General features: G+C 50.1%; 24 protein-coding genes and 3 pseudogenes. 18 read left to right on the forward strand and 9 right to left on the reverse strand.

Annotation, left to right across the window (positions count from 1 at the left end; genetic code table 11):
- The coding region (locus tag JCM12308_RS27960) for a DUF2244 domain-containing protein (protein WP_208978863.1) at nt 1-251 on the reverse strand (251 nt) is incomplete at its 3' end.
- A gap of 100 nt (nt 252-351) precedes the next feature.
- Here JCM12308_RS27960 and nth point away from each other — a divergent pair.
- Complete coding sequence (gene nth, locus JCM12308_RS22085; RefSeq protein WP_008550121.1) at nt 352-1,071, forward strand: endonuclease III; 720 nt, start codon at nt 352-354, stop codon at nt 1,069-1,071.
- Nucleotides 1,072-1,087: 16 nt separating this feature from the next.
- On the opposite strand, the gene irrA is transcribed toward nth, so the two are convergent.
- On the reverse strand, nt 1,088-1,519 hold the full coding sequence (gene irrA, locus JCM12308_RS22090) for an iron response transcriptional regulator IrrA (protein ID WP_008550507.1): 432 nt from the start codon (nt 1,517-1,519) through the stop codon (nt 1,088-1,090).
- A 372-nt stretch (nt 1,520-1,891) separates the two neighbouring features.
- Between irrA and fabA the strand changes: the two genes are divergently transcribed.
- From fabA to fabI, 3 genes are all read left to right on the forward strand, one after another.
- Complete coding sequence (gene fabA, locus JCM12308_RS22095) at nt 1,892-2,407, forward strand: 3-hydroxyacyl-[acyl-carrier-protein] dehydratase FabA (RefSeq protein WP_008550291.1); 516 nt, start codon at nt 1,892-1,894, stop codon at nt 2,405-2,407.
- Nucleotides 2,408-2,501: 94 nt separating this feature from the next.
- A complete protein-coding gene (gene fabB, locus JCM12308_RS22100) occupies nt 2,502-3,719 on the forward strand; it encodes a beta-ketoacyl-ACP synthase I (RefSeq protein WP_041767806.1) in 1,218 nt (405 codons plus the stop codon).
- A 54-nt stretch (nt 3,720-3,773) separates the two neighbouring features.
- Nucleotides 3,774-4,601 carry an enoyl-ACP reductase FabI gene (fabI, locus tag JCM12308_RS22105; RefSeq protein WP_054785110.1) on the forward strand — a complete coding sequence of 276 codons (828 nt, stop codon included), beginning with the start codon at nt 3,774-3,776 and terminating at the stop codon, nt 4,599-4,601.
- 85 nt (nt 4,602-4,686) lie between these two features.
- Here fabI and JCM12308_RS22110 read toward each other — a convergent pair whose 3' ends face one another.
- A complete protein-coding gene (locus JCM12308_RS22110; RefSeq protein ID WP_008550430.1) occupies nt 4,687-5,235 on the reverse strand; it encodes an SH3 domain-containing protein in 549 nt (182 codons plus the stop codon).
- Nucleotides 5,236-5,484: 249 nt separating this feature from the next.
- Between JCM12308_RS22110 and JCM12308_RS22115 the strand changes: the two genes are divergently transcribed.
- The gene (locus JCM12308_RS22115) at nt 5,485-6,471 is read left to right on the forward strand and encodes a 2-hydroxyacid dehydrogenase (protein WP_008550212.1); all 987 of its coding nucleotides are present in this window, start codon (nt 5,485-5,487) and stop codon (nt 6,469-6,471) included.
- A 48-nt stretch (nt 6,472-6,519) separates the two neighbouring features.
- Here JCM12308_RS22115 and dnaQ read toward each other — a convergent pair whose 3' ends face one another.
- From dnaQ to JCM12308_RS22140, 5 genes and pseudogenes are all read right to left on the reverse strand, one after another.
- Complete coding sequence (dnaQ, locus tag JCM12308_RS22120) at nt 6,520-7,230, reverse strand: DNA polymerase III subunit epsilon (RefSeq protein ID WP_054785111.1); 711 nt, start codon at nt 7,228-7,230, stop codon at nt 6,520-6,522.
- 2 nt (nt 7,231-7,232) lie between these two features.
- Entirely contained in the window at nt 7,233-7,832 is a 600-nt protein-coding gene (gene coaE, locus JCM12308_RS22125) for a dephospho-CoA kinase (RefSeq protein WP_014283261.1), read from the reverse strand.
- Nucleotides 7,833-8,665, reverse strand: a pseudogene (locus JCM12308_RS22130) (shikimate dehydrogenase).
- On the reverse strand, nt 8,662-9,258 hold the full coding sequence (locus JCM12308_RS22135) for a Maf family protein (protein ID WP_083416815.1): 597 nt from the start codon (nt 9,256-9,258) through the stop codon (nt 8,662-8,664). The pseudogene JCM12308_RS22130 and the gene JCM12308_RS22135 overlap by 4 nt, the downstream one beginning before the upstream one ends.
- A gap of 61 nt (nt 9,259-9,319) precedes the next feature.
- The gene (locus JCM12308_RS22140) at nt 9,320-10,168 is read right to left on the reverse strand and encodes a pyruvate, water dikinase regulatory protein (protein WP_075698400.1); all 849 of its coding nucleotides are present in this window, start codon (nt 10,166-10,168) and stop codon (nt 9,320-9,322) included.
- A 427-nt stretch (nt 10,169-10,595) separates the two neighbouring features.
- Between JCM12308_RS22140 and hemE the strand changes: the two genes are divergently transcribed.
- From hemE to JCM12308_RS22185, 10 genes and pseudogenes are all read left to right on the forward strand, one after another.
- On the forward strand, nt 10,596-11,624 hold the full coding sequence (gene hemE / locus JCM12308_RS22145; protein WP_041767802.1) for a uroporphyrinogen decarboxylase: 1,029 nt from the start codon (nt 10,596-10,598) through the stop codon (nt 11,622-11,624).
- A gap of 29 nt (nt 11,625-11,653) precedes the next feature.
- On the forward strand, nt 11,654-12,082 hold the full coding sequence (hemJ, locus tag JCM12308_RS22150; RefSeq protein WP_008550558.1) for a protoporphyrinogen oxidase HemJ: 429 nt from the start codon (nt 11,654-11,656) through the stop codon (nt 12,080-12,082).
- A gap of 265 nt (nt 12,083-12,347) precedes the next feature.
- The gene (rho, locus tag JCM12308_RS22155; RefSeq protein WP_014283257.1) at nt 12,348-13,613 is read left to right on the forward strand and encodes a transcription termination factor Rho; all 1,266 of its coding nucleotides are present in this window, start codon (nt 12,348-12,350) and stop codon (nt 13,611-13,613) included.
- Nucleotides 13,614-13,832: 219 nt separating this feature from the next.
- Nucleotides 13,833-14,453 (forward strand): GNAT family N-acetyltransferase, encoded by a 621-nt coding sequence (locus tag JCM12308_RS22160; RefSeq protein WP_054785113.1) that lies wholly within the window; start codon nt 13,833-13,835, stop codon nt 14,451-14,453.
- Entirely contained in the window at nt 14,416-15,006 is a 591-nt protein-coding gene (locus JCM12308_RS22165) for a GNAT family N-acetyltransferase (protein ID WP_054785114.1), read from the forward strand. Before JCM12308_RS22160 ends, JCM12308_RS22165 begins: the two co-directional genes overlap by 38 nt.
- A complete protein-coding gene (locus JCM12308_RS22170) occupies nt 14,999-15,583 on the forward strand; it encodes a GNAT family N-acetyltransferase (RefSeq protein ID WP_054785115.1) in 585 nt (194 codons plus the stop codon). The genes JCM12308_RS22165 and JCM12308_RS22170 overlap by 8 nt, the downstream gene beginning before the upstream one ends.
- The gene (locus tag JCM12308_RS31805) at nt 15,576-15,725 is read left to right on the forward strand and encodes a GNAT family N-acetyltransferase (protein ID WP_244271995.1); all 150 of its coding nucleotides are present in this window, start codon (nt 15,576-15,578) and stop codon (nt 15,723-15,725) included. Before JCM12308_RS22170 ends, JCM12308_RS31805 begins: the two co-directional genes overlap by 8 nt.
- Nucleotides 15,726-15,826: 101 nt before the next feature.
- Entirely contained in the window at nt 15,827-16,165 is a 339-nt protein-coding gene (locus JCM12308_RS31810; protein WP_083416814.1) for a GNAT family N-acetyltransferase, read from the forward strand.
- Nucleotides 16,158-16,748, forward strand: a complete 591-nt coding sequence (locus JCM12308_RS22180) for a GNAT family N-acetyltransferase (protein WP_083416813.1) — start codon at nt 16,158-16,160, stop codon at nt 16,746-16,748. Before JCM12308_RS31810 ends, JCM12308_RS22180 begins: the two co-directional genes overlap by 8 nt.
- Nucleotides 16,741-17,348 (forward strand): annotated as a pseudogene (locus JCM12308_RS22185) (GNAT family N-acetyltransferase). Before JCM12308_RS22180 ends, JCM12308_RS22185 begins: the two are co-directional and overlap by 8 nt.
- Nucleotides 17,349-17,463: 115 nt before the next feature.
- On the opposite strand, the pseudogene JCM12308_RS22190 reads toward JCM12308_RS22185, so the two are convergent.
- Nucleotides 17,464-19,469: pseudogene (locus tag JCM12308_RS22190) on the reverse strand (thioredoxin domain-containing protein).
- 98 nt (nt 19,470-19,567) lie between these two features.
- On the opposite strand from JCM12308_RS22190, the gene mnmE reads away from it, so the two are divergent.
- The 3 genes from mnmE to rsmG all read left to right on the forward strand — a co-directional run bounded on the left by mnmE (nt 19,568) and on the right by rsmG (nt 23,754).
- On the forward strand, nt 19,568-20,917 hold the full coding sequence (mnmE, locus tag JCM12308_RS22195; RefSeq protein WP_054785116.1) for a tRNA uridine-5-carboxymethylaminomethyl(34) synthesis GTPase MnmE: 1,350 nt from the start codon (nt 19,568-19,570) through the stop codon (nt 20,915-20,917).
- Between the two features lie 286 nt (nt 20,918-21,203).
- Complete coding sequence (gene mnmG / locus JCM12308_RS22200; protein WP_054785117.1) at nt 21,204-23,087, forward strand: tRNA uridine-5-carboxymethylaminomethyl(34) synthesis enzyme MnmG; 1,884 nt, start codon at nt 21,204-21,206, stop codon at nt 23,085-23,087.
- Nucleotide 23,088: 1 nt separating this feature from the next.
- A complete protein-coding gene (rsmG, locus tag JCM12308_RS22205) occupies nt 23,089-23,754 on the forward strand; it encodes a 16S rRNA (guanine(527)-N(7))-methyltransferase RsmG (RefSeq protein WP_306303371.1) in 666 nt (221 codons plus the stop codon).
- Nucleotides 23,755-23,763 lie beyond the last annotated feature (9 nt).

The raw sequence follows: 23,763 nt of genomic DNA on the forward strand, positions 1-23,763 counted from the left end.
AATTTCCTCGTAAGTTTCAGCGGTTGCGAAGTTGTGCCGGAAGGCCAGCCAGAGGAACAAGATGGTAGGGAAAGCAGAATTGGAGCGGGCCAGAGGCCCATGAGGACCAGAACAATCGAGTAAAAGGCCACAATCAAGCCTGCGCACCAGAGAACGATGTTCACGCCTCGGCGAGATAGTGAGCGGTGCGGGGTTAGAACAGCCTGAAAGAAAGGGGGATAAGGCTCCCGCTTTTGAAGATCATGGGGCATTGGTGCTATTTCGCACTCTGTTTCATTGCTACTCTTTATCTCTTCAGAGTATAGAGCTTTCAGAGCCTACGCAAAGTCACTTATTTCCTTCGAGAGTCCTATGGTTGACGCCACCAAAACAAAGAAGGTTGCATCTTCTTCCAGTACACGCAAAAAGCCGGTTTCCCGATCAAGGTATTCTAAAGCCGAGATTTACGAGATCTTTGCGACATTCGAAAAAGACAACCCGGAACCGGAAGGAGAGCTCAACCATTCCAATGAGTTCACACTGTTGGTGGCTGTCGTGTTATCTGCTCAGGCAACCGATGCCGGCGTAAACAAAGCGACAAAGCATCTGTTCCAGATTGCAGACACGCCTGAGAAGATGGTTGCGCTTGGTGAGGACAAGATCCGCGAAGAAATCCGGACTATTGGGCTTTACAAGAACAAGGCGAAAAACACGTTCCTGCTCTCGCAAATGCTGATTGAGCAGCATGGTGGGCAGGTTCCTCAGACACGTGAAGAGCTGGAAGCATTACCGGGCGTTGGCCGGAAAACCGCAAATGTTGTGCTGAATATTGCTTTTGGGCAGCCAACAATCGCGGTTGATACACATCTTTTCAGAATTGCGAACAGGCTCGGCCTTGCCCCCGGCAAGACGCCGCTGGATGTCGAGAAAAAACTCGAGAAGGTGATACCGCAAGACTTCATGCAGCATGCGCATCACTGGCTCATTTTGCACGGCCGTTACATCTGTAAGGCACGCAAACCGGCTTGTGACCGCTGCATCATCTATGATCTTTGCAAGAGCAAAGAGAAAATTTTGAAAAATGCTGCCTGACTAAAAGCAGAAGCGCTTAGTGCGTCTGCTTTTTGCGAAGGCGAACAACAACTTCCACGCGGGAAATTTCCATTCCTTCAGGTGGTACTGGCAAGTTGTCCAATGTCAGGCCACTGTCCGGAATATCAATCACACGGTTTTCATCTTCCAGGAAGAAGTGATGGTGCTCAGAGGTGTTGGTGTCGAAGTAAGTCTTTGTTCCTTCAACAGCAACTTCGCGCAGCAAACCAACTTCGGTGAACTGATGAAGCGTGTTGTAAACTGTTGCCAGGGAAACAGGCACGTTTGCGAGGATAGCTTCTTCGTGAAGGACTTCCGCCGAAATGTGGCGATTACCCTGAGAATAAAGAAGCTCAGCCAGAGCAACGCGCTGACGTGTAGGGCGCAGACCTGCGTCTCTTAGCATCCCTGTTACATCTTGATGATCGTTAGCAATCTGCGAGCTCATTTTTTCCTACTTTAGTTCTTTAGGGTGCTGATGTTTTAACACCTACGCACCAATTCTACCAGCATTAGATTAAAAGCAACCTATTGACCTGCACCCAAGCACTCTCAATATAAGGGAACATAACCCTTGATACATCAAGCTAAAAACAAGCAGGAATAACCGGACTGCTTATAACAATAATAAGAATAGTATAAGTTTAACACAACTGCGTACATTGAGCACACGCAAACTCACATACATCGCTCTTTCGATCTTCGGGTTCGTGTGTTAGGAAGGCCCGAACAGTTAATACTTAGAACCATCGTTACGTTTAGGTAAGGTGAACCCTACGTTTTCTGGCCTAACACAAACGACAAATTATGCGGGAATAGAATGCACGAGAAGCGTTCAAGCTACGATAAAGAAGCTCTGCTGGCCTGTGGTCGCGGTGAGCTGTTTGGCCAAGGCAATGCACAGCTGCCACTTCCTCCTATGCTGATGTTTGATCGCATCACTGAAATTTCCGAGGAAGGTGGAGAGCACGGCAAGGGTGTAATCCGTTCTGAATTCGACATTAATCCAGATCTCTGGTTCTTTGAATGTCACTTCCAGGGTGATCCTGTAATGCCTGGCTGTCTCGGCTTGGATGCGCTGTGGCAAATGACTGGCTTCTACCTTGGCTGGTTGGGCGAGCCTGGTCGTGGTCGTGCACTTTCTACCGGTGAAGTAAAGTTCACAGGTCAGGTTACTCCTGACGTAAAAATGCTGGAATTTGGCGTTGATATGAAGCGCGTTATGCGCTCCCGCCTGAAACTGGCAATCGCTGATGGCTGGGTGAAAGCTGACGGTGAGACTATCTTTGTTGCGAAAGACCTGCGCGTTGGTCTGTTTCAAGACGAAGCAAAATAAGTAATCAAATTATGCGAGGGTTTGTCATGCGGAATGACGAACCCTTTTTTGGAATTTGGTCCGTTTGGACCGCTTAGCCCACGGGAGACCTTAGATGAGGCGTGTGGTTGTTACTGGTATGGGTATTGTTTCTCCTCTTGGCAACAATGCTGAAGAGGTCAAGCAAAGCCTTTACGAAGGTAAATCAGGCATTGTTGCTGCTGAAGACTATGAGAAGCTCGGCTTCCGCTGTCAGGTTCACGGTGCCCCTAACCTGGATCCTTTAGAAGCACTTGGTCGCCGTACTGCTCGTTTTATGGGCGCAGGCGCTGCATGGAACTACATGGCCATGGAGCAGGCGATTGAGGATGCGGGTCTTTCCGAAGATCTGGTCACCAATGAACGCACTGGCCTGATCATGGGCTCTGGTGGTCCTTCTACCAAAGCGATCGTTGAAGCTGCGGATATCACTCGTGAAAAAGGTCCACGTCGTATCGGGCCAACCGCAGTTCCGAAAGCTATGAGCTCCACGAACTCTGCGACACTTGCAACTCCGTTCAAGATTCACGGCGTCAACTACTCCATTTCCGCAGCTTGTGCGACGACCAATATCTGTATTGGTAATGCTTTCGAGCTGATTCAATGGGGTAAACAGGACGTGGTTTTTGCTGGCGGTGGTGAAGAACTGGATTGGACACTCTCCAACCTGTTCGACGCGATGGGCGCAATGTCTTCCAAGTACAACGACACTCCTTCTACGGCTTCTCGTCCATACGACAAGAACCGTGATGGCTTTGTTATTGCTGGCGGCGGCGGTGTTCTGGTTCTTGAAGAACTTGAGCATGCAAAAGCTCGCGGCGCGAAAATCTATGCAGAAATCGTAGGTTACGGCCAGACCTCTGACGGTCACGACATGGTTGCACCAAGCGGTGAAGGCGCAGCACGCTGCATGAAGATTGCGTTGAAGGACGTTGATTGTGACGTTGACTACATCAACCCACACGCAACTTCCACACCTGTTGGTGACATCAAAGAAATCGAAGCAATCCGCGCCGTATTCGGTGACAAGGTTCCGCCAATTTCTGCGACTAAAGCGCTTTCTGGTCACTCACTGGGTGCTGCTGGCGTTCATGAAGCGATCTATTCTCTACTTATGATGGAAGGCAATTTCATTGCTGCTTCTGCGCATATTGAAGAATTGGATCCGGATTTTGAGGATATGCCAATCGTAAGAGAGCGCGTAGATAATGCAGAGCTAAACTGCGTTCTGTCTAACGGCTTTGGCTTTGGCGGTACCAACGCAACTGTCGTGTTTAAGCGCTACAAAGACTAAGTTTGAGGTGCTGGGCTTGCTCAGCTCCTTTGATTTCGATTACAGGAGTTTTCTATGAGCAAGCTTATGCAAGGCAAGCGTGGTCTGATTATGGGCGTTGCCAATGACCACAGCATTGCCTGGAGCATTGCCAAAGCTCTTGCAGAACAAGGTGCTGAAATGGCCTTCACCTATCAAGGTGATGCCTTTGCCCGACGCGTAAAGCCGCTAGCCGACGGTATTGGCTGCGATCTGCTTGTTCCATGTGATGTGGAAGACATTGATAGCGTGGATAACGTCTTCGCTCAGCTCAAGGAAAAATGGGGGACCATCGATTTCCTTGTGCACGCAATTGCGTTCTCAGACAAATCTGAGCTGCGAGGACGTTATGCCGATACTTCCCGCGATAACTTTGCCCGCACCATGCAGATCTCCTGTTTCTCATTTACGGAGATTGCAAAGCGTGCAGCGGAGTTGATGCCGAACGGTGGCTCCATGCTGACGCTGACCTATGGCGGCGCGACCAGTGTAATGCCGAATTACAACGTCATGGGTGTTGCTAAGGCGGCTCTGGAGGCTTCTGTCCGCTATCTGGCGATGGACTTTGGTGATCAGGGCATTCGCGTGAATGCGATTTCTGCAGGACCAGTTCGAACGCTTGCTGGGGCTGGCGTTTCGGATGCTCGTTTGATGTTTAACTTCCAGCAGAATAACTCTCCGCTGAAGCAACCAGTCACGAGCAAGCAGCTTGGTGGTTCCGCCCTTTATCTACTTTCAGAGATGTCTGGCGGGGTGACAGGTGAAGTTCACTTTGTGGATTCCGGTTACAACATCGTTTCCATGCCACGTCTGGAAGAGCTGAAAACAGCTGAAAAGATGAACCGGGAAAAAGAGACGGTCTAAGCATTTTCTGATTAGTCAAATAGATATCAAAAAAGCTTCTGAGGAAACTCAGAAGCTTTTTCTTTGATTAGCTTAGCTGGCGAGATCAATTATTGATCGTTTCGTTTTTGTAGACACCGAACAATCTGCTTTGATCCACCCAGCCTTCGAATTCCTTCCCGGAGATGCGGCAGTAACCGTCTGTGCATTCAACAACACCTGCCAGCACAAGTGGTTCAAGGAACGCAACGATCTCTTCATTTGGGCCAGGGCGCTTGCGAAGAGGGGTGGTTTCCACGGTATTTACCAGCCATGGTGTTACCAGCGCAGAGCGGTAACCAGTGAGGAGGGTTTTGAAAACCCAGCCTTCTTTACCTTCCCAATCGCGAATGCGGCGCCAGTCGTCGTATTCCTGTACAACTTCAACCGGCAGCCTGCTGCGAACAAAAGTCCAACCAATGTCGTGTTTTCTGCTTGGGCCGTTGCGGACGTTTACACGGTCTGATTTGAGGCTCACGAAACGTGGAACAGGAAGACCAGACACGCCAGAACCCGCAGACTGCGCCTGAGCAGTAATTACGGATGGGGAAACAAAGAGGAATAATAGAAAAGCAGCTGCAAGGGCACCAAGAGCACGAAAACTTTTATTTTTCATAGCGATACCAAAACTTCCCGTAGGCTAATCCGTAATTTTCACTAAAATCGAGACACAAGTATCATACCTTAGATCTCGCGATTTCCGATAGTGGCTGCTATTAGATGTAGACGTGTTTGACAAGTCTTGTTTTCACCGGAACATTTGGTAATGAAACTTTGACAGCCTCTAAGACCTTTGAGTCATTGACTCATATGGTGAATAAGGCAGGGTTAAAAAACTTCAAATTTTTGACAGAAGGCGGGGACGATGCCAAAAAAGAAGCCTATTGTGGTTGTGACGCGGAAGCTGCCGGATGTTGTTGAAACCCGCATGCGCGAGCTTTTCGACACACGCCTGAATGAGCATGACAAGCCATTTACCCAAGCTGAGCTCGTAGAAGCCGTCAAAATTGCTGATGTACTCGTCCCCACCGTTACAGATCGCATTGACGCTTCGGTTTTGGCTCAGGCTGGCCCTAATCTGAAAATGATCGCCAACTTCGGCAATGGCGTCGACAATATCGACGTGATCTCCGCAAATAACCGCGGCATCGCTGTAACCAACACTGCTGGTGTGATGACTGAAGACACCGCAGACATGACCATGGCGCTTATTCTTGCTGTTCCTCGTCGCCTTTCTGAAGGCATGAAGAAGATTGAGAACAAGGAATGGGATGGTTGGTCTCCGACCTGGATGCTTGGTCGCCGGATCTGGGGCAAGCGCCTCGGTATTATCGGTATGGGCAGGATCGGTCAGGCGGTCGCCAGACGCGCAAAAGCGTTTGGTATGTCTATCCATTACCACAACCGAATTCGCGAGCCACTGGAGCTTGAAGAACAGCTGGAGGCCACTTTCTGGGAGAGCCTCGACCAGATGCTTGCGCGTATGGACGTTGTATCTATCCATTGCCCGCATACGCCGGGCACTTACCACCTGCTTTCCGCACGTCGTCTGAAGCTGATGAAGCCGGATGCGTATATCGTGAACACTGCTCGTGGTGAGATTGTTGATGAGAATGCGTTGATCCGTCAGATCGAAGCGGGTGAGCTTGCAGGGGCGGCGCTGGACGTGTTTGAGCACGAACCAGCGATCAATCCGAAGTTGGTTGCTTCAGACAAAGTGGTTGTGCTGCCTCACATGGGGTCTGCGACCATTGAGGGGCGTATTGATATGGGTGAGAAGGTTATCATCAATATCAAAGCCTTCATGGACGGGCACCGTCCACCGGATCGCGTTCTGCCATCTATGCTCTGATAAGAGATTGAAGCGCTCCAGAAATCTGAAGCGCTTTTTGTTTGTGCCTTACTTCAGATACTTGTTCCATGCAGGGTCGGTTTTCATACCTGCGATGAACTTGGCGTGGGCTTCGATCTCTTCCTCTGACAGGGCAGGGGAGAGGAGAACAGGGCGCTGTTTGGCGGCAATGCGTTGTTTTGGCTGATCATCGCCGATGTTGTCGAGGTCGATCGCCTCGTCATCCGGCATCAGGCCGAGGTTTTTCTGCTTACCGCCGTTCATCTCCAGATAAACTTCAGCCAGCAGTTCGGCATCAAGCAACGCGCCGTGGTAGACACGCTTGGAGTTATCTATGCCATATCGGGAGCAGAGCGCATCGAGGGATACGGAGCCGGTTGGGAACTTGCGCCGTGCCAGTTTGAGCGTATCCAACACCTGAGTGTTTGAAATCTTTGGCTTATTACAACGGGCGAGCTCCATGTTTATGAAGCCCATATCGAACGGTGCGTTGTGAATGACGAGGCGGGCATCGCCAACAAAATCAAGAAATTCATCCGCAACATCAGCAAAAACAGGCTTGTCTGAGAGGAACTCAGCGGAAAGACCGTGGATGCGGAAGGCTTCTTCCGGCATGTCGCGCTGCGGATTGACGTAGAGGTGGCAGGTGCGGCCTGTCGGGATAAAGTTGATGAGCTCCACTCCACCGATTTCAACCAGCCTGTCACCATCAAGCGGATTCAGGCCTGTGGTTTCCGTATCGAAGGAGATTTCGCGCATAATTACACCGTTCTAGAAGCGATGGAGGACACAGCCCGCATGATAGCACCCACAGCGCGACGGGCTGGTTCGATACCCCGGCCAGTGTCGACAATAAAGTGCGCTCTTTTGCGTTTTTCTGCGTCGTTAAGTTGTTTCGCGTTGATAGCCTCAAATTTCTCTTCTGTCATGCCTGCTCTTTCAAGAACACGCTTGCGCTGCACATCATGTGGTGCAGAAACCACGACAACGGCATCGACGGTCTTGTGTTTGCCGACTTCGAAGAGGAGAGGGACATCGAGAACGACGACCTTGCGGCGATCTTTTTTGGCTTGCTCCAGAAACGCGGTTTCAACTTCCTGGACGAGCGGGTGGATGAGGCTTTCGAGGAGCATCATTTTGGCTTTGTCGTTCAGAACGATCTTGCCAAGGGCTTCCCGGTCGATCCGGCCATCTTTCACAGTGCCCGGAAAAGCCTTGCCGACAGGCTCTACGGCTTTGCCGGCGTAAAGTGCATGGACGGCGGCGTCTGCATCGTAAACAGCTGCTCCTGCCTCTGCGAAGAGCTTTGAGGTGGTTGATTTCCCCATTCCAATTGAGCCGGTCAGACCGAGAATAACCATTCAGGCAAGTCCCATTTCTTTCAGTATGATCTCACGAAGTTCATCGGTAACTTCCGGGCGAACTCCGAACCATTTTTCAAATCCCGGTACTGCCTGATGAAGCAACATACCCAGACCATCTACAGTCGGGTTTCCACGTTCCGCAGAGTCCCGAAGCAGTTTTGTTTGTAACGGAGAGTAAACTATATCCGTCACAACTGCTGATTTCGACAGGTTATCAAGATCAATATTTAATTCTGGCTGTCCAGTCATACCAAGTGAGGTCGTGTTCACCAGAAGATCTGCTTCTCCAAGCTTTTCCCCCAGAGTATCCCACGCGATTGCGATGGTATTTGGACCAAAATGATCGGCTAGTTTCTGGGCTTTTTCCAAAGTTCTGTTGGCAATATACACTTCTGTGTATCCTCTGGAGAGCAACGCCCAGATAATCGCCCGGGAAGCACCACCAGCCCCTAAAACAATGGCTTTGTTCCCATTGTTATCCCAGTTTGGCAGCATCTGGTCGAGATTGCCCAGGAAACCGAGCCCATCGGTGTTTGAACCGTTGAGAACGCCTGCTTCATCCAGCCAAAGTGTGTTGACCGCGCCAATCATTTTGGCTGCGTCATCAAGTTTTTCAGCAGAGTTGTAGGCATGTTCCTTGTTGGGAATAGTCACGTTGCAGCCGACAAAGCCGTGCTCAGCCAAAGAGCCGTAGAAGCCTTGGCAGTCTCAGGAGGAACGTCCTGTGCAATGTAACTGCCCTCAATACCATGCTGCTTGAGCCAGTAGCCGTGGATCAAAGGAGATTTGGAGTGGCCGATTGGGTGACCTGTGACTGCCGCGTTCCTCATTTCTTCAGCACCTCGATGTCACGAAGGAAGGACAGGAGGCTGAGGAGAGGGAGGCCAAGAACTGTGAAGTAGTCGCCTTCAATCTTCTCAAAGAGCTGAACGCCTTCTGCTTCCAGCTGATAAGCGCCAACGCTGGAGAGGATTTCGGTTCCGGTCTGCTCGATGTACCAATCCAGAAAATCTGCGGAGAGATCACGTACATGCAGGATCGCTGTTGAAATGCCTTCCCAAACAACTTCGCCGTCTTTCACCACGCAAGCTGCAGAGTGAAGGGCATGGCTTTTGCCTGAAAAGCTTTCCAATTGTTTGCGAGCCGCTTTCAGATCTTCCGGCTTAACAAGGCGTTTTCCTTCAAAAGCCAGGATCTGATCCGCTCCGACTACGTAAGCACCGTGATTTCGTGCAGAAACTTCTTTCGCTTTCGCAACGGACAATTTGGCTGCAATAGTTTCTGGGTCCACACCAGTGGAAAGCAATGGCTCTTCAATCTGACGCTCATCAACGTTAGCCGGGATACGATCAAAGATCAGGCCTGCATTTTCCAAGAGAGTCGCGCGAATTTTACTTCCGCTCGCTAATACCAGTCGAGTCATACTCTGCTTTCTCAATCTGAGGATTTCTTGTGCTGTTTATTGGGATAAAGCGCGATGCTTCTCAATATTCTTCTGTCTCTTTTTGCTCATTTTTATGCTTTCGGAGCAAATCCATGATCTCTGCGGCCGTTTCTTCAATAGAACGGCGAGTTACATCGATCAGAGGCCAGCCATTTTCAGCGCACAACCGTTTCGACATCGCAATCTCCTTGGCGATTGATTTGCGGTCAACGTAGGTGTCGTTATCAGTTTTGGCATCGAGCGAAAGAATACGGTTCTGGCGAATATCCCGAATTCGTTCTGCGGTGGCCATCAGGCCCACCACAAGGGGTTTCCTAGCTTTCAGAAGCTGGCGGGGAGGGCGCATGTTGGGAATAAGCGGAATATTGGCCGCTTTGATGCCCCTGTTTGCCAGATAGATGGATGTGGGCGTTTTTGAGGTTCGGCTGATGCCGACAAGAATAACGTCTGCTTCTTCCAAAACCCCAGCGATTTGGCCGTCATCATGCAACATGGTGTAGTTCATAGCTTCCATTCGCTGGAAGTATTCCTCATCCATCACGTGCTGTCCGCCAACGCGCCACGTTTCTGTGACGTTCAGATAGCTATGGAAGACCTGATAGACGGGTTTGAGAACATTCACACATGGCAGACCAAGATCCTGACATTTGCGCTCCAAGCGGCGGGCATAGGATTGTTCCACAAGTGTGTAGAGTACGATTCCGGGAGCAGATTCAATCTCTTCGAGGACTCTACTCAACTGTTTGTCATGACGGATCAGCGGATAAACGTGCTCAATAGGCTGAATATTCTCATATTGCGCGGTCGCAGCCCGCACAATTGTCATCAAAGTTTCGCCCGTTGAATCCGAAACCATGTGTAAATGGAAATAGTTAGAGTGGTTACCCAAGGTATCATCCTCAACATTCCTGAGAGATCAGGGATAACTACCCAAATCTCACTGTGCTTCCAAATTAATGCCCGTTGACCCTAATCCGTCAACAATTCCATATTTTGAGAATACTGATTTCGAAACGACTTGGATAAACGGGATTGCACATTGCCCACGCAAAAGATTCACAGCACAGCTTACGGGATAAACTGTGATCTGTGGTTATTTTCCAGATTGTAACCCATTGAATCTTTAGAAAAAACAATTTGTTTTCGACTCCTGTTGAGAGTCTTGGTTGAATTTGATCTTTGACTTTTCCTATTTGGGTTTTCTCAGTTAGGAATTGTGGAACGAAATTGATCCCTGCTATTCACTCACTAATAGAAATAGAAACTTCCTCTAAAGAGGATTCTTTTTAAGCAGGCTTGGGAAAAAGAGGCGATTTATGGAATCTCATGAAAGAGCGGTAATGCGCGTTTTGGCAGGCGAGAAACTTGAACGCCCACCAATCTGGATGATGCGTCAAGCAGGCCGCTATTTGCCTGAGTACAGAGCCGAGCGCGCAAAGGCTCCGAACTTTCTGGACTTCTGTTACAACACCGATCTTGCAACAGAGGTTACTCTCCAACCAATTCGCCGGTATGGCTTTGATGCTGCCATCCTATTTTCTGACATCTTCGTTGTTCCAGATGCGCTTGGCTACCCTGTAAATTTTGAGGAGGGTCGAGGACCAGTTCTCGAACCACTTTCTATCGAACAGGTTGAAAAGCTTGATCAAGCTAGGACGATGGAGCATTTGGCTCCTGTTATTGCCACAGTTGAGCGTCTGAGAGCGGAGCTACCGACTGAAACCACCCTTCTGGGCTTCTGCGGAGCCCCGTGGACGGTTGCTTGCTACTCAGTGGCAGGTCACACCACCCAGGACCAAGTTGCCGCTCGTATCGGCTCCTACAAGGATCCTGCGCTGCTTACTGCTTTCATTGATCAGCTCGTTGAAGCTTCCATCACTTATCTGGTGGCTCAGTTGGATGGCGGTGCTGATGCGCTGCAGATCTTTGACACCTGGGCAGGTGTTCTGGATGACATCGGATTTGAGCAGTGGTCTGTTGGCCCGACCCGCAAGATCGTTGATGGCGTGAAGGCTCAGCGTCCGAACGCAAAGATCATTGGTTTCCCGAAAGCATCAGCAGCTCGTTTGAAGCGCTATGTTGAAGGCACTGGCGTTGATGCTGTCGGTCTGGACTGGACTGTTCCGGCTGAAGTTGCTCAAGAAATCCAGAAAATTGTGCCTGTTCAGGGAAATATGGATCCAATGCGTCTTGTTGCCGGTGGACGTGCGCTTGAAACTGGAATAGATCACGCTCTCGAAGTTCTTGGTAATGGTCCGCACATCTTTAACCTTGGTCATGGCGTTGTTCCGCAAACTCCGCCAGAACATGTTGCTGAGATGGTAAAGCGGGTTAAAGGCCTGTAAGCAGCACTGAAGAATTAGAGGCGCGGATTATGGAAGATGCATATTCCTGGGCGAAGTCCCTACACATTATTTCTGTGATCGCCTGGATGGCGGGTTTGTTCTACCTGCCGCGCCTTTTTGTTTATCACACAACCGCTGAGATCGGTTCTGATAAGAGCGAGACCTTCAAAATCATGGAGCGCCGGTTGCTTAAAGCGATCATGGCCCCTTCCATGATGGCCACATGGATTTTCGGATTGTGGCTGGTTTATCTGCTCGATGCGTATTTTGATCTTTGGTTTATGCTGAAGTTTTCGCTCGTAATACTGATGACGATATATCACGTGATGCTTTCGCGTCATGTCACCAAGTTTGCGCAGGATCAAAATAAGAATAGTGAACGCTACTTTAGAATTATTAATGAAATACCGACACTATTAATGGTTGCAATTGTGTTCCTGGTGATATTTAAACCCTAGGTGATCCGAACTTTCGGAAACTAATATTGAAAAATTAGGAGAATTAGTGGGCAATAAGCACTTGCCGAATTGAATTCGATTAGTTATTGTCCCCGCAACTTCACGATGCAGCTTGAGTGATCACTGATCTCCTGGTGATTATCGAAGGTCGATTAAATTCGAATCCAGGTGAGCTGCAATTCCCCCCTAACGTTTAGAGTTCGAAAGTTCTTCAGCCTGATAAGCTAAAGCAAGTCTAGAACCCTTAGTAAAGACGATCCTATTGATGCGGGAAATGAAACTCAGAGACCTTAAATCCAAAACCCCAACTGAACTCCTTGCATTCGCTGAGGAGCATGAAGTTGAAAATGCAAGCACCATGCGTAAACAGGAGCTTCTGTTTGCCATTCTTAAAAGACTTGCAGAACAAGATATTGAAATCATCGGCGAAGGTGTCGTAGAGGTCCTCCAAGATGGATTTGGATTCCTCCGTTCACCAGATGCAAACTACTTGCCGGGCCCCGATGATATTTACGTTTCTCCTTCACAGATCCGACGCTTTTCTCTGCGCACCGGTGATACTGTAGAAGGTCAGATCCGTAGTCCTAAAGAAGGTGAGCGTTACTTCGCCCTTCTGAAGGTCAACAAAATCAACTTTGAAGACCCTGAAAAGGCGCGTCACAAAGTTCATTTTGACAACCTCACACCGCTTTACCCTGATGAACGTTTCAATCTTGAGATTGAGAACAACACATCAAAAGATATCTCTGCTCGCATCATTGATCTGGTTGCGCCGCTTGGTAAAGGTCAGCGCGCACTGATTACTGCACCGCCTCGTACCGGTAAGACAGTATTCTTGCAGAATATCGCGAATTCCATCACTACCAATCACCCAGAGTGTTACCTGATCGTTCTTCTGATCGACGAACGCCCGGAAGAGGTGACGGACATGCAGCGCACCGTGAATGGTGAAGTTGTGTCTTCCACCTTTGATGAGCCAGCTTCGCGTCACGTTCAGGTTGCTGAAATGGTAATTGAGAAGGCAAAACGTCTGACCGAACATGGTCGTGATGTTGTGATCCTTCTGGACTCCATTACGCGTCTTGGCCGTGCCTACAACACCGTTGTGCCTTCCTCCGGTAAGGTTCTGACTGGTGGTGTTGATGCAAACGCCCTGCAGCGTCCTAAGCGCTTCTTCGGTGCTGCCCGTAACATTGAAGAGGGTGGCTCTCTGACCATCATCGCAACGGCTCTGATCGATACCGGCAGCCGTATGGATGAGGTTATCTTCGAAGAATTTAAAGGTACTGGTAACTCCGAGATTATCCTGGATCGTAAGATCTCTGATAAGCGCGTGTTCCCAGCCGTTGATATTCAGCGCTCCGGTACTCGTAAGGAAGAACTTCTTGTTCCTGCTGATAAGCTCAAGAAGACTTTCGTTCTGCGTCGTATTCTCAGCCAGATGGGTACTGTTGATGCCGTTGAGTTCCTGCTCGACAAGCTGCGTCAGACCAAGTCCAACGATGATTTCTTCGACTCCATGAACACATAAGTTTATTGGAAACCGAATTTATCGGCCCCGCTCGCCAATTCGGTGAGCGGGGCTTTTTTGTTTTGAACTCAATGTATTTGAATAAAATTATCTACCAGCGAACTGCTGCAACTTCGGGGAAGGGTACGAAGTTTAATATCTGCCGCAAATGAGTTTTTGTTCTCAATGAGATACGCCATTCATTTGAGAACCTTGATAGCCAGTTTAGATGAGACGCATATGAAACTAGCAGCTTTAGATAAATGTCCGCGTATTGAAACTGATCGACTTGTTTTGCGTAAGTGGGAACCGCGGGATTTAGATGGTCTTTATCGTCTTAATACTGATCCAAAGGTCGGGGAATTTTTCCGAACCTTAAACTCACCGGAAGAAACACCTTTTCTGCTGGAAGTCCATTTATTGAAGCAACAGAAAGATGGTTTCTGTTTTCCTGTTATCGAAGATAAGGCTACAGGGGCTTTTCTTGGGTTCTGCGGGTTTAACGTTCCTTTGTACCAAGAGCCTCTGTTTTTTGAGCCATGTATTGAAATGGGCTGGTGTCTTATCCCTGAAGCCTGGGGGAAGGGGATTGCAGTTGAAGCGGCTAACATCTGGCTTAAATTCGGATTCGAAACACTGCAATTTGAAGAAGTTGTCTCCTTTACTGTTGTTCAAAATCTCCGATCGCGGCGCGTCATGGAGAAGCTTGGAATGATCCATGATCCAGCTGAAGACTTTGACTTTCCCGGTGTTGAGACTGATGATCCCTTATGTCGGCATGCTTTGTACCGGCTTTCTAAAGAGCAATATTTTAGGCATTTAAATGACACAGATATTGATAGAGAGGTGCCCGCGGGTTGAGACTGAGAGGCTTGTTCTGCGGAAGTGGGAGGAGCGGGATTTGGATGGGGTGATCCGCATGAATGGGGATCCGAGGGTGATGGAGTTTTTCCCATCGCTGCATTCTCCGGAGGAAGCTTGTCGGTATCTTGAGATTAGTCTTCAGCAGCAAGAGAAGCATGGGTTTTGTTTTCCCGTGGTGGAAGATAAAGAGACGGGTGCCTTCCTTGGGTTCTGTGGTCTTAATGTTCCGGGCTACAGTGATCCTCTTCCATGTGAGCCTTGTGTTGAGATTGGTTGGCGTCTTATCCCTGAGGCGTGGGGAAAGGGCATTGCTGTTGAAGCGGCAAGGTTCTGGCTTGGATTCGGATTCGAAACACTTCAGCTCGATGAAATTGTCGCCATTGTCGTTGTGCAAAATCGTAAGTCGCGACGGGTGATGGAGAAGCTTGGCATGAGGTATGATCCTGCTGAAGACTTCGACTTTCCTAATGTGCCCGTTGATGATCCCTTGTGCCGGCATGCGCTGTATCGGATTTCTGCAGAACAGTTTCTGACGCAAGCCAATGGTTGAGGCTGTGATTGACTGTTGTCCGCGCCTTACTACAGAGCGATTTGTTTTGCGGAAGTGGGAAGCGCGCGATCTGGATGGCTTGGCGGAGATGAATGCTGATCCGAGGGTGATGGAGTTTTACCCGTCGGTTCTGTCTTATGCTGAGAGTGAGAGTATGCTGGCGCGTTACATGGATGCGCAGCAACAGGATGGGGTTTGCTTTTCGGTTATCTCTGAAAAGGGAAGTGAACGCTTTTTGGGATATTGCGGGTTGAAGGTTCCCGGTTATCAGGATCATCTCGCATTTGGTCCCTGTGTTGAAATCGGTTGGCGGCTCTTACACAATGAGTGGGGAAAAGGGATCGCGACAGAAGCCGCACAAACGTGGCTTAGATTCGGACTCGAAACTCTTCAGCTCAACGAGATTGTCAGCTTCACTCCCATACAGAACCATCGCTCTGAGAAGGTAATGCAGCGTCTTGGGATGGAGCGCATTGGAGAGTTTGAACATCCTATGCTTGAGGATGGGCACAGGCTCAAAAGGCAAGTGCTCTACAAAATGACAGGGCAACGGTACTTGGGGCAGGGGCATGATTGAAGATGTAATCGATAAATCTCCGCGTATTGAGACGGAGCGTTTGGTGTTGCGGAAATGGGAGATGCGAGATTTGGAGGGTCTCGTTGGGATGAACGCAGATCCGACGGTCATGGAGTTCTTTCCTGCAGTGATGTCCAGGTAGGATAGTGAGCGGATGTTTGAGCGTCTCTTGTTCAAGCAGGAGAAGTTTGGCTTTGGTACGCCTGTGGTCGAGGAGAAGGTCACAGGGAGGTTTCTGGGGTTGTGTGGGCTTGGGTGCCGACCTATCCAGAACCGCTGCCCTTCGACCCCTGTGTGGAGATTGGATGGCGTTTGATACCTGATGCATGGGGGAGGGGAGTTGCTCAGGAAGCAGCAAGGATCTGGCTTAGATTCGGGTTCGAAACTCTCCAGCTCAATGAGGTTGTGAGCTTCACGTCCCGCATCAATTGGCGCTCTGAAAAAGTCATGCAGAGACTAGGTATGCTGCGGGATGCTTCAGGGGACTTTGATCACCCGCTGATCGAGGACGGACATCCATTGAAGCCGCATGTTTTGTATCGCCTTTCAAAGGATCAGTTCCGGGAGCAGGCACATGGTTGAGACACTGATAGATAAATGTCCGCGTGTTGAGACTGAGCGCCTTGTTCTTCGCAAATGGCAAATGAGTGATCTGGATGGGCTGATCAAGCTGAACACTGATCCGAGAGTCATGGAGTTCTTTCGTAAAAGGCCTAGTGCTGAAGAAAGTGAGAGTGCTTTAAAGCGTGCCCTTCAACGGCAGGAAGAAGATGGGTTTTGTTTTCCCGTTGTTGAGGATAAACAGACTGGTGCCTTCCTCGGCTACTGCGGTTTAGCCATCCCTGCTTATGGCGGACCGTTGCCATTTGATCCTTGTGTCGAGATTGGCTGGCAGCTGATCCCGGAGACATGGGGGAAGGGGATTGCAGTTGAAGCGGCAAACTTCTGGCTTGGATTCGGGTTCGAAACTCTTCAGCTAAATGAAGTTGTGGCGTTCACTGTTGTTCAAAATCATAAGTCACGGCGCGTGATGGAGAAGCTTGGCATGGCTTATGATCCAGCTGAGGATTTTGATTTTCCGGGTGTGCCTGTTGAACATCCGCTATGCCGACATGTTTTGTATCGGCTTTCAAAGAAGATGTATTTGGAATGTGAAAATGGTTGAGACATTAATTGATAAGTGCCCACGTATTGAGACTGAGCGACTTGTGTTGCGGAAGTGGGAAGAGCGGGATCTGGACGGATTGGTTGAGATGAACTCTGATCCACGTGTGATGGAATTCTTCCCGGATGTGATGTCTCGCGATGAGAGTGCTCATATGCTTGAGCGGTTGATGGCTAAGCAGGATGAGTTGGGTTTTGCATGTCCTGTTGTAGAAGACCGAGCATCAGGACGGTTTCTTGGCTTTTGTGGTTTGAACATTCCAACCTATCCAAAGCCGCTTCCATTTGATCCATGTGTTGAGATTGGCTGGCGACTGATCCTGATGCATGGGGAAAGGGCGTGGCGCAGGAAGCTGCAAAGATCTGGCTTGGATTCGGGTTCGAAACTCTTGAGGCTGATGAGATTGTTGCTTTCACCACTGAGACGAACTGGCGGTCACAAAAGCTGATGCAGCGTCTGGGTATGGAGAGAAACCCAGCTGATGATTTTGATCATCCAATGCTGGAGGAGGGACACCCTCTGCTACGGCATGTGCTTTATCGCTTGAACAAGGATCGTTTTGAAAGCGTATCCAAGAGCTGGAGTGATGGGAAAGCTTGAACAGGCTTCCTGTGAAATCTGTGATGTTTCACGTGAATCACCCATACTTTCAGAAGTCTAAATAGCAACGCTGACTCACGTGAAACTGTGAGTCAGCGTTTAATTTATCTGCAGATCAAATCTGATCCTTCACCTGTTCAGGTGTGGTTGCTGGCAGGGAACATCCTTTTTCGGAGCAGATGAAGACGGTGGTTTCATCTGTGTTCCAGGATGAGTTTTCCAACTCTACAGGCTTGGATGATCCTGCTGGGATGACATCCACATAGAGGGCAGGGTCAGCTTGTGAGTGCAGGGCCTGCATCATTGGATTCGAGTCCGAACCGGTTCCCAGAACAACAAGCGCTTTCTTGAAGCGAGTACGCGTATCAAGTGCTGTGAGTAGAGATGCTGTGCCGAAGATGTTGTTTGGAACATCCGCCGCAAATGCGTTCAAAGTTCCATCGGCGACATCACGGGAAGATGCATCACCTGTCAGGATCCAATGCTCTGAGAAGGCGAGGGCGGCCACTGCATTGTAGTTTGGCGTTGCCTCATCATAAGCGTGATACGGACGAAGGATGAGATCATCCGCATCCTTGTCTGTCATGTAGAAGCCGCCATTGGAGTGAGTGAAGCGCTCCTTCAGGATGCTCAGGAATTCTTCGGCCTGTCTCAGATAATTCTGCTTCTCGGAAGGATTCGGTTCCGATCTGTACAAGGCGAGCGCTGCTCTTGCGGCCCATGCGTAGTCAGAGGCGAAGCCGACTTCCAGTCGCTGGCCTTGTCGCCAGGAATGGCTGAGCTTTCCATCCACGAACATATGCTCTGTGATGAAGGCGAAAGCGGCCTTGGCAGAAGTGCGCATAGATTCACGTGAAACAAGAGCATTTGCTTTTACCAGCGCACAGATGAGCATGGCGTTCCAGTCGGCCAACACCTTGTCGTCTTTGTGAGGTGGAATGCGTGTTGCTCTGTGTTCAAGCAGGATCGCTCTGCACGTTGCCAGAGCTTCCTCTTCAGCAGCGTTAAGCAGAGCAGGGGAGTGACGTCGGTTGAGGATGACCTTGCCTTCCCAGTTGCCATCGGGTGTGACGTCATAGGTGGTGATGAACAGATCGAAGTGTTCTGCTGGGAGGAGACTCTTCAGTTCGTCATAGCTCCAGACATAGTACTTGCCTTCAACGCCTTCGCTGTCTGCATCCATGGAAGAGGCAAAGCCACCTTCAGGCAACTTCATGTCCCGCTCAAGCCAATCGACCACTTCTTGGATTCGGATGTGAAACAGTTCGTCACCTGTTTCCTGATAGGCCCAGCTCAGATGCTCGATGAACTGTGCGTTGTCGTAGAGCATCTTTTCAAAATGAGGGACCAGCCAAATAGAGTCGACTGCGTAACGAGCCAGGCCACCTCCCACATGATCGTAGATGCCGCCCTGAGAAATAGCTGCTGTGGTTTTCAAAAACTGGTCACGCATGAAGGTGTTCTTCTGCGCTTTGGAGGTTCTGAAGATGAGCTCCTGAACAGAGGCCTGAGGGAACTTTGGTGCGCCCTTCATGCCGCCTTCAACATCGTCTTGCATGTTGAAGAGTTGCTTGCCAGCAGCTGTGATCAGGAAGCTTGAAAGAGGGGAGGCTTCTGTTGGTGGTTTGTTGAGAGCCTGACTGATGGCCTGTCGGTTCTCTTCAATGGTGTCCCGATCAGCGATGAAGCTTTGAGAGATGGCAGTCAGAATATCCTTGAATGCAGGAGAGCCATGTCGTGCTTCTTTCGGGAAATAAGTGCCACCCCAGAATGGATCTCCTTCCGGAGTGAGGAACATGGTCAGCGGCCAACCACCCTGTTGACCAAGCATATGAAGAGCCTGCATATAGATCTGGTCGATGTCAGGGCGTTCTTCACGGTCTACCTTGATGTTGACGAAATGCTCATTCATGAGAGCGGCTGTTGCTTCATCCTCAAAACTTTCATGAGCCATCACATGGCACCAATGGCAGGCGGAGTAGCAACAGACAGCAGAATTGGCTTGTTTGTTTTTTGTGCTTCTTCCAGTGCTTCCTTGCTCCATTCCCACCAGTGGACAGGGTTGTTTTGGTGTTGAAGAAGGTAAGGGCTTGAAGCGTTCGTTAAGCGATTTCTGCTCATAAAGAGGTGATCCTGAGTTCAAGGTATTGCTTGGCGAATAGGGTAGGTTTAACGCAGTCACTGCGTGATAACATAGCGAATTAAGAACCGGACGTGGAATGAATACACAACAGGAAACCATCTATGCAGTTTCTAGCGGCGCACTTCCTTCAGGTGTTGCTGTTATCCGTTTATCAGGTCCTCAGTCCGGGCCAATCCTGAGAAAGCTGATTAAGGGCAAATTCCCTGTTTCACGTGAATCATGCCTTAAGAAATTATGGGACCCTGTAGATGGTTCTGTTCTCGATCATGCGCTGATTTTGTGGTTCGAAGGACCGGGCAGTTTCACCGGTGAGGACACTGTTGAACTGCATTGTCATGGTGGCCGCGCTGTTGTGGCGGCGGTGCTGCGGGCGCTTTCTACTTTTGAAAAGACACGTCCCGCAGAGCAGGGTGAGTTCACGCGTCGGGCATTTCATAACAACAAGCTCGACCTGACCGAGGTTGAAGGCCTTGCTGATCTGATTGATGCAGAGACCGATGCGCAGCGTCGGCAGGCTCAGCGTCAGATGGATGGAGCACTTGGTGATCTCTATTCGCAGTGGCGCGAAACGCTGATCCGCAGCCGTGCGATGATTGAGGCTGAGCTCGACTTCTCCGATGAAGATGACATTCCAGATTCCGTAGCTGATGAAATCTGGGTGGAGCTGGCGAAGCTTCGTGACCAGATTGTTGCCCACCTTTCTGATGCGCGGAGAGGGGAGCGTCTGCGCTCTGGTCTGCAGGTTGTTCTGCTTGGACCGCCTAATGCGGGCAAGTCCAGTTTGATGAATAAGCTTGCTCAACGTGATGTGGCGATCGTTACTCCTGAGGCTGGCACCACTCGTGATGTGCTGGAGGTGCATCTGGATCTGGGTGGTTATCCGGTCACGCTGATTGATACCGCGGGCATTCGTGAGAGTGCTGGCATGATCGAGAAAGAGGGTATTCGCCGTGCTCTCGTTCATGCTGAAAAAGCTGATCTCATTCTCTGGACCCATGCTCCAAATGTGGAAGCAGAGGAGTTGCCAGAGAGCTTGCTTAAGAGTGGGGCGGAGATCTGGCGTCTCAACACCAAGAGTGATCTGGGTCCGATTGCTGATCATGACTCCTTCGAAACGACAGAAGAGATCAATGTCTCTGTTCGTGAAGAGGGTGGCATGAACACACTGCTATCAAGTCTCGAGTCGTTTGCGGAACGAAATATCGGGCTCATCGAAAACCCGCTCATCACCCGTGAACGTCATCGCTCTCATCTCACTCAGTGCGTGGAAGATCTGGATCGTGGCATTCAGGCAGAAGGTTTTCCGATTGAGCTGAGGGGAGAGGACCTGCGCCGAGCAGCAGATCAGCTGGGCCGCATTACAGGTCGAATCGACGTCGAGGACTTGCTGGATGTCATCTTCCGCGACTTCTGCGTAGGTAAATAAAAGATGTAGAATGCCCATGTTTCACGTGAAACATTTATTGGGAATCGTGAGTCAGTGGGGAAAAATACGTGAGTCCCGTGGATAACTAATGTTGCGGCATTGGCGACTCACTGCGCTGTTTTCTTTGACCCAGCGCGTGACCTGTTGTATCAAGTCTCCAAGAAAATAGGTAGTTGCCCTTCTAATTCCCCCAAGTTTTATCTGCGGCCTTCATATGGTCCAGAGGCTCACAGAGAATGTGGCTTGTGCTTTCTCTGTATTTGGATGGGCGAAATGCAGGACCGAAATGTCTGATAATTTTGATCTTGAGTTTGACGTTGTCGTAATTGGCGGCGGCCATGCAGGCTGTGAAGCTGCAGCCGCGGCTGCGCGCATGGGTGCTCATACCGCGCTCATTACGCATCGCTTCGACACCATTGGTGTGATGTCTTGTAACCCGGCCATTGGCGGTTTGGGGAAGGGGCACCTGGTGCGTGAGATCGATGCGCTGGATGGGCTGATGGGCCGCGTTGCTGATGCCTCTGGTATCCAGTTCCGCATGCTCAACCGTCGTAAGGGACCAGCTGTGCAGGGGCCGCGTTCTCAGGCAGACCGCAAGCTCTACCGCGAAGCGATGCAGGCTGAGATCAAGGCGATTGCTAATCTGGACGTGGTCGAAGGTGAGGCTGACAAGCTGATCCGCGAGGGCGATATCCTGAAAGGTGTTGTGCTTGGTGATGGCCGTCAGGTTTCAGCGAAGGCTGTTGTTATCACGACCGGTACGTTCCTGCGTGGTCTGATCCATATTGGTGACAAGCAGATCCCGGCAGGTCGAGACGGGGAAGCGCCTGCGCTTGGACTGTCTGTGTCTCTGGAAGAGATTGGTTTACGTCTCGGTCGATTGAAGACCGGTACACCAGCTCGTCTGGATGGTCGCACGATCAACTGGGACATCCTGCAAGAGCAGCCAGGTGATGAAGAGCCTATTCCATTCTCCACGCTGACTGATGAAATTCAGATCCGTCAGGTGCCATGCTACATCACACGGACTACGCCTGAGACGCACAAGATCATCCGCGACAACATCAAGCGCTCAGCGATGTACTCCGGTGAGATCAAGGGCAGGGGTCCTCGGTATTGTCCGTCCATTGAAGATAAGATCGTTCGCTTTGGTGATCGTGATGGCCACCAGGTCTTCCTTGAGCCGGAAGGGCTGGATGATCCGACGGTCTATCCAAACGGGATTTCTACGTCTTTGCCGGAAGATGTGCAGATCGAGTTTCTGCGGACCATTCCGGGTCTGGAGAAGGTTGAGTACTTCAAGCCGGCTTATGCGATTGAGTATGACCACATTGATCCGACTGAGCTGACCAATACGCTTGAGGTGAAGAAACAGAAGGGCCTTTACCTCGCGGGTCAAATCAACGGTACAACGGGTTATGAAGAGGCTGGGGCACAAGGTCTGCTTGCCGGCCTTAACGCTGCCAGAACCGCTCAGGACGGCGCTCCGGTGACTGTTGGACGTGCTGACGGGTACATCGGTGTGATGGTGGATGATCTCATCACACGGGGCGTTTCTGAGCCGTATCGTATGTTCACATCCCGCGCGGAGTATCGTCTCACACTACGTGCAGACAATGCTGACCAGCGCCTCACACCGCTTGGTATTGAGTGGGGATGTATTGGCGATACTCGTCGAGTCGCTTTCGAAACGAAGATGGAAAAGCTGCGGAAAACAAAGGATTTGATGCAGTCCGTCAAAATTACACCCAACGAGGGTCGTAAAAAGGGGTTGCCGATAAATCAGGATGGCGTGAAGCGCTCTGCCTTTGATTTGCTGGCATATCCAAACATCACTCTCAAAGACCTTATGGGCATCTTTGATGAGTTGAAGGATCTTGATCTCAAGGTTGCCGAGCAGGTTTCCATTGACGCGATGTACGCGGTTTATCTGGAGCGGCAGGCAGCTGACATTGAGGCTCTGAAACGGGACGAAGACCTGGTTATTCCTGAATGGATTGACTATACGGCTTTGACCGGACTTTCCAACGAAGTACGCCAGAAGCTTGAAGCTGTGCGTCCTTCTACCATTGGGCAGGCTTCGCGCATGGACGGGATTACTCCGGCTGCGCTGACTTTGCTGCTTGCGTATATTCGCCGCTCAGGCAAAAACATTGCTGGTGCTGTTTAGTATGTCATTCGAAAAAAGGGCTGATTACAGCCAGATTACACCTGTCATGCGTATGTATGAGGATGCTTCACGTGAAACGTTTGAGCGTCTAAGTATCTATGTAGACCTTGTTCGCAAGTGGCAGCCAGCACAGAATCTGATCGCGCCTTCCACCATGAACGACATCTGGATGCGTCATGTAGCCGATTCTATCCAGATTCAGCGCAGTTTGCCGGATGCACGCTCCTGGATTGATTTCGGAAGTGGTGCAGGTTTCCCAGGTCTTGTGACAGCCATGCTGCTGAAGCAGGAAGGGGACGATGGCATCGTGCATATGGTTGAGAGCAACCAGCGCAAGGCTGCGTTCCTTCGCACTGTGGCGCGCGAAGCAGGCTGTAACGTCAAAGTTCATGCGGGTAGAATCGAAGCCGTTACGAAAGGCTGGGAAGCTCCAATTGAGGGCGTTTCTGCTCGTGCTTTGGCTTCTTTGCAGGTTCTTTGCGGGTTTTCTTCGCAATTTGTGCAGCGTGGAGCGACGGCTGTTTTCCACAAAGGCCAAGATTTTCGCCGCGAAATTGAAGAAGCATCTGCCGACTGGTCAATTGATCTGGTAGAAAAAGTAAGTCTAGTAGATCCGCTAAGTCGCGTTTTGGTCCTTACGAAAATTGACCCGAAAACCGCTAACTAGGGTGCTGTC

The sequence above is a fragment of the Pseudovibrio denitrificans JCM 12308 genome (assembly GCF_001310815.1).
In the GTDB taxonomy this organism is placed as follows: domain Bacteria; phylum Pseudomonadota; class Alphaproteobacteria; order Rhizobiales; family Stappiaceae; genus Pseudovibrio; species Pseudovibrio denitrificans.